Source organism: Terasakiella sp. 4MB5A (assembly GCF_050058155.1).
GTDB lineage: Bacteria > Pseudomonadota > Alphaproteobacteria > Rhodospirillales > Terasakiellaceae > Terasakiella > Terasakiella halodenitrificans.
This window is the reverse complement of sequence record NZ_CP188815.1, coordinates 939,461-953,617: the sequence shown is the minus strand read 5'-3', so window position 1 is coordinate 953,617 and position 14,157 is coordinate 939,461. Positions and strand designations below refer to the sequence as shown.

Genomic DNA, 14,157 nt, shown 5'->3' with positions numbered 1-14,157 from the left:
AAAGCGTGGACTCAAATCGAGCCACGCTTTTCATTTTTTATCGGGGATAATATTTAGGCGAGACGAATATCAGTCGTTTCGCCATACATCCCTTGAATCAGTTTTTGTGCATGTTGCACCATCTTATGATGGGCCGTTTTTTGGATCAAAAAGCTCGGGTTATTTCCCTGCTCGTTGTAACTCACAAAATTATGAATGCCATACCTGATTAAAAAATCTTGTCCTTGGTTCATTTTATTATTCCTTATTATTATTTTTTTGGAACCGCTCTAGCCAGTTTTCGGGTGGCGTTTCTTTGTTTTTCTTCTTTTTCAAGTCTCAATGCCTTGAGATCTGCAATCCGCTCTGTGCGGAGACGCTCGGCATCTTGTTTTTCTTCGAGAAATTTATCGCTGTCTAATTGGCTTTTTAACGCCAGTTCTTCCGCCCTCGACATAGTGGGTTTTTTCATGGTCGTTCCTCTTTCGTTCGCTTGTGGAACTGCCCCCCAAACCGAATGTTCGGGAGGACAGTTTCAACACAGCGTTATACGATAGAGAGGTTCGTTACCGACTTCTTACCGTTGCGACCTGTTTCGAGTTCATACTCAACTTTCTGGCCTTCGTTCAAACCGGAAAGACCAGCTTGTTCAACAGCAGAAATATGAACGAACGCATCTTGTCCGCCATCTTCCGGCTCAATAAAACCAAAACCTTTAGTCGGGTTAAACCACTTTACACTTCCAATAGCCATAACATTGTCCTTTAATTGGAATGAGAATATACGCATCCCACAACGCGTGGAGATACGTTCAATTGAAATCACAATGTATAGAGAAACGTAGTACGTCAGCCTAAGCTGAAAATAACAGAATCGCATAACCGTGCGAAATATTGAGCGCCATAGATAATCTTTATCCATACGGCTGTCAAGTATATTTGTAATAATTTTTTAAGCCCATGATTTACCCTGCATATCAGAATTTCCGCTTGGCCGTTGTCACCTTTTCAAGATAGCGTTGGCTTTCCTTGGGCATCTTGGTTCGTAACCGTTGATACACCGCGCGTGGTGAAGATTTATTAATCATAGCAAAAGCTTGATCCTTGTTTTTATGAAAACTGCGCAACACATTGCCCGCCCCGCCGTTATAAGCTGCAATCACGCAATATTCCCGCGTGGTCGGGTTCTTAATCTGTTTAAGATATCTTGATTGCAGGATATGGAGATAGGCACATCCCATCCGAATGTTGTTTTCAGGATCAAATAAATAGCTGCGTGTTGGCGTCCCAGCGCGTCCATGAACAACTTCATAGGCATCACGCCCTGCTGTTGTCGGTACAATCTGCATCAACCCGTACGCAGGCACCCAACTGACGGCATATGGATTAAAATTACTTTCCGTCTTGATAATCGCATAAACGAGTGATCGCTCAATACGATACTGGCCTGCGTACTTATTGACCAATCCCGCATATCTGTTTTGGCGGGTATTGGTATGGTTACGCACCAAGGGGAATTCAACAAAGGTTTCCGTCTTGGACACCCCATTTTCCAGCGTCACTAGACGGGACTGTTTTTTATGTTTGAGCAAGTAATCCGCAAACCGGTTTGCGCGCCACCCCCATCGGATGTATTTACCCTCATGGTCCACCACCTGAGCATATAAAAATGGCTCTTTCCCCAATTTAACAGGCTCGGCAGAAAACAAATCAACCTCACGCGGGTCAACCGGTGACAGCAAGGTCGTCACAATCGCGCGTTTTAAATGATCCGGTTCCAATGTTTCCACCCGAACCAACGATTTATCAAAATCAATAACCCCACGGCTTTTATAATTATCACTATATTTTACAAACACTTTTTTGGACGGTGTGGTGGCGTTATCCTGCCCCCAAACGGTGATTACATCCTTCAAAAACTGTTGGGCAAACTTATCCAGACGTTCCACATCACGCACAAGAGATTTGGGATTACTTGCCCAGCCTGTCGCCTTGGAGGTTGCAACAGAACGCACAGCCCCGCTTAGAGACCCACCGCGCGCGGCCGTACTGATGGTACGTACGATTTCAGATGTAGAACATGCCGTCAGCGCCGCCGGTAAGCAGCCCATTAAAAAAGTGCGTCGTGAAATCATGCAAAGACCTTCTGTTCAACACGGGTGTAAGTCATCCCCAATGTTATAGCGCGCATTCCCATAAAAAAGGTAAACGCCGCCCATAAACCATGATTTCCCCAAACAGACTGCAAAATCAAACTTAAGGGAATGTATAATCCCAGTGATAACACCATCATGTTGCGCAAGACGCGGGTTTGTGTCAGCCCCATGTATATACCATCCATTTGAAACGCCCCAACCGCAATCACCGGCAACACCACGGCCCAGATCAAGTATTGTTTTGCCGTATCCAACACTGCCGGGAGATTGCTGAACAAGTTAATCAACATATCCCCAAACAGAAAATAACATGCCGACAGACCAAACGCCGTTAAAAACGCGGCCTTTGTCGTCACCCGAACAGCCCCTTGAAAGGCGATACGGTCTTTTTTACCTGCCCCATGCCCACACAAGACTTCAACCGCATGGGCAAAACCATCCAGCCCATACGAAGCAAACATCAAAAACTGCAATAAAATCGCATTGGCTGCCAGGACCGCATCCCCCATTTTCGCACCTTGTGCCGTCAACCAGGCAAAGGCAGATAACAGGCACACGGTACGAATGAACAAGTCGCTGTTCATTGAGATTAATTTTGTAAATTTTTCGGTGACGAAAATCACCTCGCGGCGCCATGCACCTTCAATTTTCACCAAGTTACGCCGCATCAGGATCAATCCGATGCCAAGCCCGCAATATTGGGCGAGAACGGTTGCGAAGGCGACACCTTCCACTCCCCATCCCAATCCCATCACAAACCAAAGATCCAGCACCACATTAGCAACATTTGTGGCAACCTGTTGTATCAAAACAGATTTGGTATCCTTACACGCCAACATCCAGCCGATCAGAATATAATTGATCAAGGCCGCCGGGGCTGACCAGATCCGCACTTGAAAATAGGTTTTGGCCAGTGCTTCAACCTCAGTACTGGCTTCAATCAAATAGGCAGACAGTTGAAAAATATAGGATTGCCCCGCCCATAACAGGGCGCTGGCCAGCAACGCCAAAATCAGGGCACGGGCAAACAGAGCACGAACTTCTTCCCCGTCTTCGCGCCCCAAGGCTTGCGCCGTCAACCCGGTCGTTGACAGCCTGAGAAACCCAAACCCCCAATAAATATAATCAAAGATTAAACTGCCCACCGCAACAGCCCCAAGATAGGCCGCTGTTTCCATATGCCCCATGACAGCCGTATCCACGGCGCCAATCAAAGGCACCGTGATATTGGACAGAATAATCGGTAAAACCAATGCCCAAATCGCAGGCGAATTGCGCATAAAACTTACTTTTCGTGTAACTTCAAGGACAGCGAATTAATGCAATAGCGCAATCCGGTCGGTTGCGGCCCGTCTTCAAACACATGACCCAAGTGACTATCACATTTCGCACAATGAACTTCCGTTCGGATCATACCGTGGGTCGTATCGCGATTTTCTTCTACACTGTCGGGATCAAGGGGTTGATAAAAACTTGGCCAACCACTGCCGGAATCATATTTGGTATCGGAACCAAACAACGGCTCCCCACATCCAGCGCAATGATAGACACCGGGCGTTTTTGTATCCCAATACCGTCCGGTAAAGGCGCGTTCCGTCCCATGCTGGCGACAGACAGCATACTCATCCGGACTCAATTCTTCGCGCCACTCTTCATCCGTTTTTTTTAATTTATCGCTCATGTCTTCTTTCCATTTCGTCCGTTTTTCAAAACACTAACTTAAATGGAAAGAACGGTCACGCAATACAAGGTCATGTCACAGTCTTGTTACTGATCACGGCGCAGAAAAATAAAATCACCACCCACATCATGCCCGGCAAAACGGATATTGGAGTATTGCGGCGTTTGGCGTGCATTCAATAAAACCTGGCGACGCACCTCACCAAACAATTGGGTGCCATCCAGCATTTTTGTATTGTCACGCAGGCTTTTTAAAAAGGCATAGGCAAAAACCGAATGTTTCCCTCCGCCCAAATCACTGACCGGTTCCAGCGCCCCAGATGCCAAAACGGTGCGCGATTTTCGCCCGGCAAGTGTTTCCAGATACGCGCTGGGTTGTTGCGTCAACTTCAAGCCACGCGTTTGATCAAGTTCACCCGCAGATCGGGTTAATGTGCCTGCATAGCAGCTATCGGCAACAATCATCACATGGCGCGCTTTCAACGCTTTCAAGGTATCAGTGACATCGGCATTGGATACCCAGCGCGCACGCGTATCACGACTGGCATCAACCGGCAGCCAATAGCCGCGTTCACTTTCTTTATCCATCCAGCCATGCCCGGCATAATAGATCAAAAGGTTATCGTCTTTTTTTAAGATTTTTCGATATTCATCCAAGGCGGCAATGATCTGATCACGCGTCCCATTCAGCAAAAGCGTCACTGAAAACCCATAGGATTTGCGCAACAGGGCGGCAACTTCCTTGGCATCGGTAACCGCTGTTTTTAATTTATCCAGATTGGGATACTCATTATTGCCAATCACCAAGGCATAATATCGCCCGAAAGTGACATTTCCCGACTTAGCTAAAACAGCATTTTTCTTAATCAAAGGAACGCTTGGCGGGCGTTTGTTAACGATTTGAGTAGCCGCAACAGGAGTCTTTTTCTTATCAGGTATCGGTTTTACAGTCGTTGTATCGGTTACATTCGAAGGAGGTTTCTTGGCGGGTTTCGCCGTCATATTAGGGCGTGGGGCAGACGTACATCCCTCCCCCCCATATTCACACCATAGATCAAGAAAGCCTGTTTGCGCCTGTGCAGGAAAAAGACCTGATTGCAAAAAAAGAAGTAAGAGTGCCCAGCTCAACTTCATTGTGTCATCAAGCCCTTGCGTCGCTGTTCATATTGTTCTTCAGTCAGACCATAGACCAAACGAAAATGGCTTGTGGGCATACGGACAACTGCCGTCCCATAAGTGCGGCCATTACGATGACCCGCGATAAAAAATTCACCCGAACCTCGGATACGACCATTAAAACAACTGACGTCCAATTCACCTTTACTAAAATGAGGCCGAATATGGTATTGGCCCTCACAGACTTTTCGATCGTTTTGATTATAGAAACTAACAGGTTGATTCCGCCCGGCCCGCTTAGAGGCAACAATATAACCAAGTATATCCTGTGTCTTTCCCTGCTCGTTCACCTGAATCATAGCCAACTGACGATCCGTTTGTGACGCGGGTACCGCCTGAGATACAGATGACATAGTCGGCTTATTCGCAGGCCCTGATTGGCATGCAGGAATAAGAAATAAGCACAAAAGACATAAACTCTTATAAGAAACTTGCACAGTAGTCCCCAATTACTCAAATCAAGCTATTGAATAATAGCCCATAAATAACAACTTTCAATAGCTTACAAGTCGAGTGATACCTTTTTCAATACTTTTTTCATTAATGTCGGCAACGCATAATCCTGCAAGTTTTCGGGCAAAACCCATACCCCTGTTGTCGGTGGATTGCCGCTTATGCGCCCCTTCAATACCTTCAATTCAAGATGAAAGTGCGTAAAAGTATGGCGCACTGTTCCCTCCAGTTCCGACCAAAGGGCGGGTGCAGGGGCTTTACGTTGTGCGTCTTGTCGGCTCAGTGTCTTTTCTTGCCAATCACTTGACGGAAATTCCATCATGCCTCCCAACAACCCTTTTTCCGGGCGACGTCGGATTAAAACAGCCCCATCCTTGCGCGTTAGCCAAAAGACATATCCAAAGCGCGTCGGTTTGGGCTTTTTTGCTTCTTTCCTTGGATAGTCAGTGGGGTCGGCATTCAATCGCGCTTCGCATGCTTTCATCCACGGACAGAGACCACAGGCCGCCTTTTTCGGCGTGCAAATGGTTGCGCCCAAATCCATCATTGCTTGGGCAAAATCGCCTGCGCGTGTCTCTGGCGTCAGGGTTTGGGCCAATTCTGCGAGTTTCTTTTTTGCTTTTGGTAATTTTTCTTCAACTTTGAACAGGCGTGAAACCACGCGTTCCACATTCCCGTCCACCGGGGTTGCCTTATTCCCAAACGCGATGGACGCAATAGCGGCAGCCGTATAGGGGCCGATACCGGGTAAATCCAGCAATCGTTTTTCATCTTCTGGGAAACGCCCATTGTACTGTCGCGTCACTACACCGGCGCATTTATGCAGATTACGCGCACGCGCATAATATCCAAGCCCTTGCCATAGATGGAGCACCTCGTCCAGTTCCGCCCCTGCCAAATCCTGCACGGTGGGCCATTTTTCCAAAAAGGCCTTGTAGTAGGATTTCACACTTGCCACTGTCGTTTGCTGAAGCATAATTTCGCTCATCCAAACTTTATAAGGATCGGCGTTTTGACCGGGTTCCATCCGCCACGGTAAATCACGGCGTTCGCGATCATACCAATCCAGCAATTGCGTTGCTCTGTCTGTCATGCAATATCCTACTGTGAATTTCTGAAGGATAGGAGTATTCTCTGTTCCATCAAAAGACAAGGACCTTTCATGTATCCCCTGCTGGACGACTTTCTTATTCGTGAAGAACGACGGCGCAATCGCAGCCTGCCCAAGCGTTTCATCGCTTGGCTCAACGCGGATAAAGGCGAAAAAACGGCACAACAATTGGAACGGACACTCGCCAAACCTGGCAGTGAAAATCAGGCCGTTCAGTTGTTAAAAAAGGCAGAAGAGGCCTATAAAGCAGATGATGTTTACAAAAAACAGGATGCCAAACGCAAACGGTCCCTCAAACAATTTCAAAAAATATTTGAAGACTGGTTAAACGGCAAACCCGGCACACCGTACCGCGAAGAAATGCTGAATGCCAAAGACGATATGGGCCGTGAACTGGCGAGATCGGATGCGGAAAGAGCCTTTGCCCGCGCCAATCCGCACCTCCTTCCCGATGATTACAAAGATGCCTCCAAAACCCGTATTCGCCCGGTTCGAAACGGTTATATGAAAGAGGTTGACGACCTGACTTTTGGCGTAATTGAACCGGGGTTAAATCAAATGGGGCTCGTCGGTGCTGATATTTTGCGTAGTTGGGATAAAATAGTCGGGCAGGCACTTGCCCAAAACACCCGCCCAGAACGGATCACCTTCCCGCCGAAAGAACGCGCAAACGCCACTTTATTTTTAAAAGTTCGTGCCGGTTTTAACACCATTGTGCAGCATCATAGCGCGCAAATTATTTTTCGCATCAACGGTCATTTTGGATTTCGCGCCGTCAATGAAGTTCGTATTTCCAAGCGCCCGTTTGATGAAAATGAAACCACCGGCAGTCAGATCAGTCGCAAGGTTCTTGCCCAGCGGGTGCACCCTGTCGCCCAGCTTTCTCCACACATGGCGGAATTAATTCATTCTATCAAAGACCCCGAAATGCGCCAAGCCTTTGAAGAATTAGGCAAAGTCATCGAAGCCAGAAATCGTTGAGTTACAAAATCATCCTTTTTTTGCCACAATCGGGCTCTAGCTTCTCCATAAGCTAGATAAATTGTTTATGTGCGGAGTCTCCCTCGTGAAAAAAATTGCCCGTTTTATTGCCGTTGCTGCGGTTGTTCTGTTCGCAGGTTTTAATGCCAATGCAGAAACTGAATATAAAGAACATGTCGTCGGCAATGCTGACGCACCGGTAACCCTTATTGAATATGCATCCTATACCTGTCCGCACTGTGCTGACTTCCACAATGATATTTTACCGCAAATCAAAAAAGATTTTGTCGATACGGGAAAAGTGAAAGTCATTTTTCGAGATTTTCCGTTCGAACAGATCGGTGCGACAGCGGCAATGTTGTCACGTTGCGTTGAACCCAGCCGTTTTGATGGCTTCAACAGCCTTTTGATGCAACAACAAGCCAACTGGGTATCATCCAAAAACCCGATCGAAGCCCTGTTTAAACTGGCAAAACTGGCTGGCCTTTCCCAGGAAAAAATCGATTCGTGCCTTGCCGATGAGAAACTGCTGGATAAGATCATTGCTGTTCGCAAAGAAGCCATGGATACACATGGGTTCAACTCTACCCCCAGCTTTTTGATTAATGGCGAAAAAGTAGTCGGCAGCGGCAAATATGACCGCTTTAAAGAGATTATCGAAAGTAAGCTGGACTAATCTTCCGTTCAGTTTAAAATTGCCTTTGGAAAGACGCACCACTAATATCCGGTGCGTCTTTCTTTTTTGTAATGGGCTTTTACGGGTAATTCCACACTTTGATCCAGTTCAAGAAACTCCGTTTAACCGGGTTTAAATCTTTTGTCGATCATTCCGAACTCCTGATCAACACCGGGTTGACCGGTGTCGTCGGGCCGAACGGCTGTGGCAAATCCAATCTGGTCGAAGCCCTGCGCTGGGTCATGGGAGAAACCAGTGCAAAACAAATGCGCGGCGGCGAGATGGATGATGTTATATTTGCCGGCAGCGATAAACGCCCGGCCCGTAACGTTGCCGAAGTCGGTATTTTATTGGACAATTCCGATAGAACCGCGCCAGCCCTGTTTAACGACAACGTGGAACTGCAAGTCACACGCCGCATCGAACGCCAAAAAGGATCCCTTTATAAGGTAAATGGACAAGATGTCCGTGCTCGTGATGTCCAATTGCTGTTTGCCGATGCCGCTACCGGGGCACGCTCCACCGCAATGGTTTCACAAGGTAAAATCGGCGCTATCATTAGTGCAAAACCCCAAGCACGGCGCACTATTTTAGAAGAAGCCGCCGGGATTACCGGCCTGCATTCACGCCGCCATGAAGCCGAACTTCGACTGCGCGGAGCCGAAAATAATTTATCACGCCTTGACGATGTCTTGATCACGCTGGAGACCCAGCAAAAAAACCTTGAAAAACAAGCGCGCCAAGCCAGCCGTTACCGCACCATTTCCGATCGTATCCGAAAGGCCGAAGCGCTTTTATTTTATATGCGTTGGGGCAATGCACTGGACGAATTGGACAAGGCACGCAATGCGTATAAAGAAGCTGAAAAACGCGTTAATGAACTTAGTTCACGAGCTGCTCAAGCCTCCAAAGTGCAGGCAGAAGCCTCGCTCCATCTTCCTGCCTTGCGTGAAGCTGAAGCCGCAGCGGCAGCTGAATTACACCGTTTATCCATTGCGCGTGAGCAATTAGACGGTGAAGAAAAACGCCTTGAAGAAGCAAAGACTGAACTGACACGCCGCATTCAACAAAGCGCACAGGATCTGGAACGCGAAGCCGATTTTTCCAAAGATGCCGAAGCCGCCCATCGACGTTTGGAAAACGAGCGCGAAACGATCTATCTGCAAGGTGAAGATGATGATATGCTGCGCGAAGAAGCCTTGGAACGGCTGGAAGTCATCAAAGAAGAAGTCGCCCTGCGCGAGGAACGCCTGAACCAACTGACACAGGATGTTGCCCAAGCCGAGGCAAAACGCACAGGCTTGCAACGCCGCCTTGGTGAAATCGAAACACAACTTCAAAAAAACAAAGCGCGTCAGGATGATATCCTACGCCAAAAGACAGAATTGGAAGCCACCCGGATTTCACCCGACGATCTCGCCCATGCCGAAGCGAAAGTAGAAGAACTCAGCGAGCGCCGTCTCGAACAGGAAGAAGCCATAGAACAGGCGGAAGAAAAACGCAGCATGGCACAACAACATGTTCAAGAAACCTTGGAAGCTTTACGAACATGTCAAGGCGTGCTCGCCAAACTCGAAGCTGAAGAAGATGCACTTGTCGAATTGCTGGATCCCAAAGAACGCGACGCCGGTAAACCCGTTCTGGATGACATCAGTGTGCAACCGGGATTTGAAGCTGCCTTGGGCTCCGCGCTTGGCGACGATTTATCCGCACCTTGTGACCCGGATGCAAGCTTGCACTGGCAAATTTTGCCCCCTTTAAATGCGGCCCTTTCCTTACCTGAAAATGTCACCCCTCTGTCTGATGTGGCGCAAGGTCCAAATGCATTGCAACGTCGATTTATTCAAATCGGCATTGTTGAAAGCCCCAATGACGCCGCCCGCCTGCAATCTGAACTGCAGCAAGGTCAACGCCTTGTCTCCAAAGTCGGTGGCATGTGGCGTTGGGATGGATTTGTCACCTTACCCGGTGCCCCCAGTGCCGCCGCGCAACGGTTAAAACAGAAAAACCGATTGGCGGAAATTCGCATCGCATGGGAAGAAGCACGGGGGAAAAACGATGAAGCGCAGGCACGTCTTGAGATCGCCAAAGAAGCTGAAGCCAACTGTAGCGAGCAAGAAAAGGTCTTCCGTGAACAATTGCGCCAAACCAACAGCCGGTTGAACGAAGCCCAAAACGAGTTTTCAAGCCTGAATAACAAACGATCCAGTTTCGAAGCCAAACTGGAAAACCTAATTGAAACCCTGGAACGCAACCGCGAAGAAGGCGAGGATATTGAAGCCAGCCTGATCGAAGCACAAGACGCCTTAGGCGAACTTCCCGCCGATAACGAAGGACGCGAACAGCTTGCCCTATTGCGCGAAGAATTGGCCGATAAACGCAATTTATTACTCGATCATCAAAGTGCTTATGAACGCATAAATCAAGATGCACAAAACAGGGCCCGTCGCCTCAGTGAAATTGGCGAAGAGATCGAAACATGGAAAAAACGATCCGAGCGCGCCCTCCATCATATGGAGGAACTACAAATGCGCCGCGAAGGATTAATGGAAGAACTGGAAATCCTTGGCGAGCGCCCACAAGAGATTGAAGAAAAACGTCACGCGCTTTTGGACGGTATTGAGCGTTCAAACGAAAAAAGAAAACTCTGCGCCGACAAACTGGTCGAAGCTGAAACCCATTTGCGTGAAGTGGACGGACATGCCCGTATGGCAGAAGCCGAATTGGCCAAATGTCGTGAAGAACGCGTGCGTTTTGAAAGTCATGTCGCACAGGGCAAACAACTGTGTATGGCCTTGGCCGAACGTATTCGTGACCGTCTGGATTGCAAGGCCGAAGAACTGGAAAAAATTGCCGAAATCGAAGAAGGGTCCGAGCTGCCTGATCTGGACGCAGCAGAAAAACGCGTGGATCGATTACATCGTGAACGCGATACGATGGGGCCGGTAAACCTGCGTGCAGAAACAGAACTGAACGAACTAAACGAACAAGTCACCACCATGGCCAGCGAACGCGATGATCTTCTCAAGGCAATCGACAAGCTGCGTCAAGGTATTGCCGAACTGAACCGTGAAGGGCGAGATCGCCTTCTGACCTCTTTTAACGAAGTAAACCGTCATTTTCAGGAACTCTTCATCCGATTATTTGGCGGTGGTCAGGCGCATCTTGAACTGATTGAAGATGACGACCCCCTTCAGGCCGGACTTGAAATTTTAGCCTCCCCGCCCGGCAAACGCATGCAAATTCTATCCCTGCTGTCCGGTGGAGAACAGGCATTGACGGCATTGGCTTTACTGTTCGGGGTGTTTTTGACCAACCCCGCCCCGATTTGTGTACTGGACGAGGTCGATGCTCCGCTGGATGATGCCAACGTTGATCGTTTCTGCACCATGTTGGAAGAAATGTCCAAAAGCGGACAAACCCGTTTTCTCATCATCACCCATCATCGTATGACAATGGCGCGTATGCACCGTTTATTCGGTGTTACGATGACGGAACGTGGTGTCTCACAATTGGTTTCGGTCGATTTACAAAAAGCAGAAGAACTGGTCGAATCCTAAAAAAAATACGCGTTAGTCCCACGTATAGTCTGTTTTTTCTTTCACACCGCGAATACGGATCTGATTGTTGAAATTACGTACATCAGAATTTCTGCGAACGATCATTTCCAGAACGTATTTTTGCGCCCCTGTATCAACGTAGCCGTTTATCGTTACAATCGCATCTTTGACAGCAACCTGAAGGTCTGCCTGACTATTTTGAAACGTTTTATCTATTTCACGCGTGATCTGTTGATAAATTCGTTGGTCAGCCGGTTCCATAGCATCTGCAATATCACTATTGGCAAGCAATACCATCCATATACCAAATAGATACCCAAGGCATTTAATCACAGACTTTCTCCTATTAACCCCGAAAAAACAGAATGGGCCGAAATGATATAAAGGTCAAACACAATCCAAACAAATAAACCTTGAGTTGCATCTTTCTGGTGTTCTAGAGTAACGCTACGTTCCCGCAATTCTTCTTACTTTATGTATAATCAACATATATACCAGATTACTATTTTCCCGATTCGTTTTTGTGCATTGCAATGCAAAAGCAACAATATAACCAACCGGTCAGAAAAAAAGAAAGTTTCTATTGAAATTATCGGAAAATTCCTAAGTATTATGTGTGCCGTCTAATTGTTTTGTCACAATACAAAAGCTTTGGCAGAATACCGACTGCTTTTACACAAATGTAAAAATTATCGCTCATTAAAAAAATGGGCAGGTTAGGGAGCAAATAAAATATGAAATTCCGTAAAATTGGAATGGTTGCTGGTATTGCACTGGCTGCTGTCATTGGAATGGGCATTTCCGCCCCATCCCATGCAAAAACATTAAAAATGGCCTATGATGCCGACCCTGTTTCACTGGACCCGCACGAACAACTGTCCGGCGGAACCTTGCAAATGTCGCATATGGTCTTTGATCCACTGGTCCGTTTCAAACAGGATCTGTCCTATGAAGGTCGCCTTGCCACCAAGTGGGAACAAATCGACGACACCACCATGCGTTTTCATTTGCGCAAAGGCGTTAAGTTCCATTCCGGCAATGATTTTACTGCCCATGATGTCGCATGGACATTGGACCGCCTCAAAGAAAGCCCGGATTTTAAAGGTCTGTTCGCACCTTTCTCCGGCAGCAAGATCATTGATGACTACACTATTGATCTGATGACCGACAAACCTTACCCGCTAGTCCTGACAATGGGGACTTATCTTTTCCCGATGGATTCCAAATTTTACAGCGGGACAGACGACAACGGCAACCCGAAAGGCATGGTCAAAAAACACGGCGATGCTTATGCCTCTACCCATGAATCCGGTACCGGCCCATTTGTTGTTGCAAGCCGCGAACAAGGCGTGCGTGTTGAATTTAAACGTTTCGCCGATTATTGGGACAAAGAAACCAAAGGCAATGTGTCCCAAATCATCCTGACGCCGATTAAAGAAGCCCCGACCCGTGTCGCTTCTTTGCTTTCTGGTGATGTTGATTTCATCGCACCTGTTCCCCCGACTGACTTAAAACGTATTAAAGAAAATAAAGATACAAATCTGGTCACCATGGGTGGCACACGTATCATTACCTTCCAAATGAACCAGGAACGTGTAGAAGCGTTTAAAGACAAACGCGTACGTCAGGCGATCATTCATGCTGTCAATAATGACGGTATTGTCAAAAAAATCATGAAGGGTTTCGCAACCGTTGCCGGTCAACAATCTGCAAAAGGCCAGCTGGGCCATGTTGAAAGCCTGAAACCGCGCTACGATCTGAAGAAGGCCAAAGCCCTGATGAAAGAAGCTGGTTATGAAAAAGGCTTCACCATCACCATGATGGCGCCGAACAACCGTTACGTAAACGATGCCAAAATTGCCGAAGCTGTGGCTTCCATGCTGTCTAAAATCAACATCAAAGTTGACCTGACAACCATGCCGAAAGCACAATACTGGCCTAAATTCGACGAACGCGCCGCTGACATGATGATGATCGGCTGGCACCCGGATACAGAAGATTCTGCCAACTATTCAGAATTTCTGCTGATGACGCCGAATAAAGACACAGGCAAAGGTCAGTATAACTCCGGCAACTATTCCAACGCCAAACTGGACGAGTTGATCAACCAGTCCAACGAAATCGTTGATATGCAAAAACGTGCTGAAATGCTGCAGGAAGTCGAAAAAATCGCTTACGAAGATGGCGCATTTGTGCCGCTGCACTGGCAAAACCTTGCTTGGGCTGCACGTAAAGGCGTTCATATCGAAGACATCGTCAACGTGATGAACTTCCCTTATCTGGGCGACCTCGTTGTTGACTAAAACCGTATAAAGAAAAGGGTTGCCCCACCGGGCGACCCTTTTTTTTAGGAAAATCTCCCTGCATTTTGCAGGGTTTTTCCGCA

General features: G+C 47.6%; 14 protein-coding genes. 4 read left to right on the top strand and 10 right to left on the bottom strand.

What is annotated here, in order from left to right; all coding sequences use genetic code 11:
- Nucleotides 1-53: 53 nt before the first annotated feature.
- The 9 genes from ACI0FF_RS04695 to mutY all read right to left on the bottom strand — a co-directional run bounded on the left by ACI0FF_RS04695 (nucleotide 54) and on the right by mutY (nucleotide 6,536).
- Nucleotides 54-233: a hypothetical protein gene (locus ACI0FF_RS04695; protein WP_188663327.1), complete on the bottom strand. Its 180-nt coding sequence runs from the start codon at nucleotides 231-233 to the stop codon at nucleotides 54-56.
- Between the two features lie 17 nt (nucleotides 234-250).
- The gene (locus tag ACI0FF_RS04690; protein WP_188663324.1) at nucleotides 251-451 is read right to left on the bottom strand and encodes a hypothetical protein; all 201 of its coding nucleotides are present in this window, start codon (nucleotides 449-451) and stop codon (nucleotides 251-253) included.
- 74 nt (nucleotides 452-525) lie between these two features.
- On the bottom strand, nucleotides 526-732 hold the full coding sequence (locus tag ACI0FF_RS04685) for a cold-shock protein (protein WP_417820082.1): 207 nt from the start codon (nucleotides 730-732) through the stop codon (nucleotides 526-528).
- Between the two features lie 223 nt (nucleotides 733-955).
- A complete protein-coding gene (locus ACI0FF_RS04680) occupies nucleotides 956-2,113 on the bottom strand; it encodes a murein transglycosylase domain-containing protein (protein ID WP_419798966.1) in 1,158 nt (385 codons plus the stop codon).
- The gene (locus tag ACI0FF_RS04675; protein WP_419798965.1) at nucleotides 2,110-3,414 is read right to left on the bottom strand and encodes an MATE family efflux transporter; all 1,305 of its coding nucleotides are present in this window, start codon (nucleotides 3,412-3,414) and stop codon (nucleotides 2,110-2,112) included. The genes ACI0FF_RS04680 and ACI0FF_RS04675 overlap by 4 nt, the downstream gene beginning before the upstream one ends.
- Before the next feature lie 5 nt (nucleotides 3,415-3,419).
- A complete protein-coding gene (gene msrB, locus ACI0FF_RS04670; RefSeq protein ID WP_419798964.1) occupies nucleotides 3,420-3,815 on the bottom strand; it encodes a peptide-methionine (R)-S-oxide reductase MsrB in 396 nt (131 codons plus the stop codon).
- 86 nt (nucleotides 3,816-3,901) lie between these two features.
- A complete protein-coding gene (locus ACI0FF_RS04665; protein ID WP_419798963.1) occupies nucleotides 3,902-4,948 on the bottom strand; it encodes a caspase family protein in 1,047 nt (348 codons plus the stop codon).
- Entirely contained in the window at nucleotides 4,945-5,343 is a 399-nt protein-coding gene (locus tag ACI0FF_RS04660; protein WP_419798962.1) for a hypothetical protein, read from the bottom strand. The genes ACI0FF_RS04665 and ACI0FF_RS04660 overlap by 4 nt, the downstream gene beginning before the upstream one ends.
- 149 nt (nucleotides 5,344-5,492) lie before the next feature.
- Nucleotides 5,493-6,536, bottom strand: a complete 1,044-nt coding sequence (gene mutY / locus ACI0FF_RS04655; RefSeq protein WP_419798961.1) for an A/G-specific adenine glycosylase — start codon at nucleotides 6,534-6,536, stop codon at nucleotides 5,493-5,495.
- Between the two features lie 69 nt (nucleotides 6,537-6,605).
- Here mutY and ACI0FF_RS04650 point away from each other — a divergent pair, with 69 nt between their 5' ends.
- The 3 genes from ACI0FF_RS04650 (at nucleotide 6,606) to smc (ending at nucleotide 11,771) form a co-directional block, all read left to right on the top strand.
- Entirely contained in the window at nucleotides 6,606-7,535 is a 930-nt protein-coding gene (locus tag ACI0FF_RS04650; RefSeq protein WP_419798960.1) for a DUF721 domain-containing protein, read from the top strand.
- Nucleotides 7,536-7,620: 85 nt separating this feature from the next.
- On the top strand, nucleotides 7,621-8,211 hold the full coding sequence (locus tag ACI0FF_RS04645) for a DsbA family protein (protein ID WP_419798959.1): 591 nt from the start codon (nucleotides 7,621-7,623) through the stop codon (nucleotides 8,209-8,211).
- 98 nt (nucleotides 8,212-8,309) lie between these two features.
- Nucleotides 8,310-11,771: a chromosome segregation protein SMC gene (smc, locus tag ACI0FF_RS04640; RefSeq protein WP_419798958.1), complete on the top strand. Its 3,462-nt coding sequence runs from the start codon at nucleotides 8,310-8,312 to the stop codon at nucleotides 11,769-11,771.
- 12 nt (nucleotides 11,772-11,783) lie between these two features.
- Here smc and ACI0FF_RS04635 read toward each other — a convergent pair whose 3' ends face one another.
- Nucleotides 11,784-12,104, bottom strand: coding sequence for a BON domain-containing protein (locus tag ACI0FF_RS04635; protein ID WP_419798957.1), 321 nt, complete (start codon nucleotides 12,102-12,104; stop codon nucleotides 11,784-11,786).
- Between the two features lie 401 nt (nucleotides 12,105-12,505).
- Between ACI0FF_RS04635 and ACI0FF_RS04630 the strand changes: the two genes are divergently transcribed.
- Entirely contained in the window at nucleotides 12,506-14,074 is a 1,569-nt protein-coding gene (locus ACI0FF_RS04630) for an ABC transporter substrate-binding protein (RefSeq protein ID WP_419798956.1), read from the top strand.
- The last annotated feature ends 83 nt before the right edge of the window (nucleotides 14,075-14,157 follow it).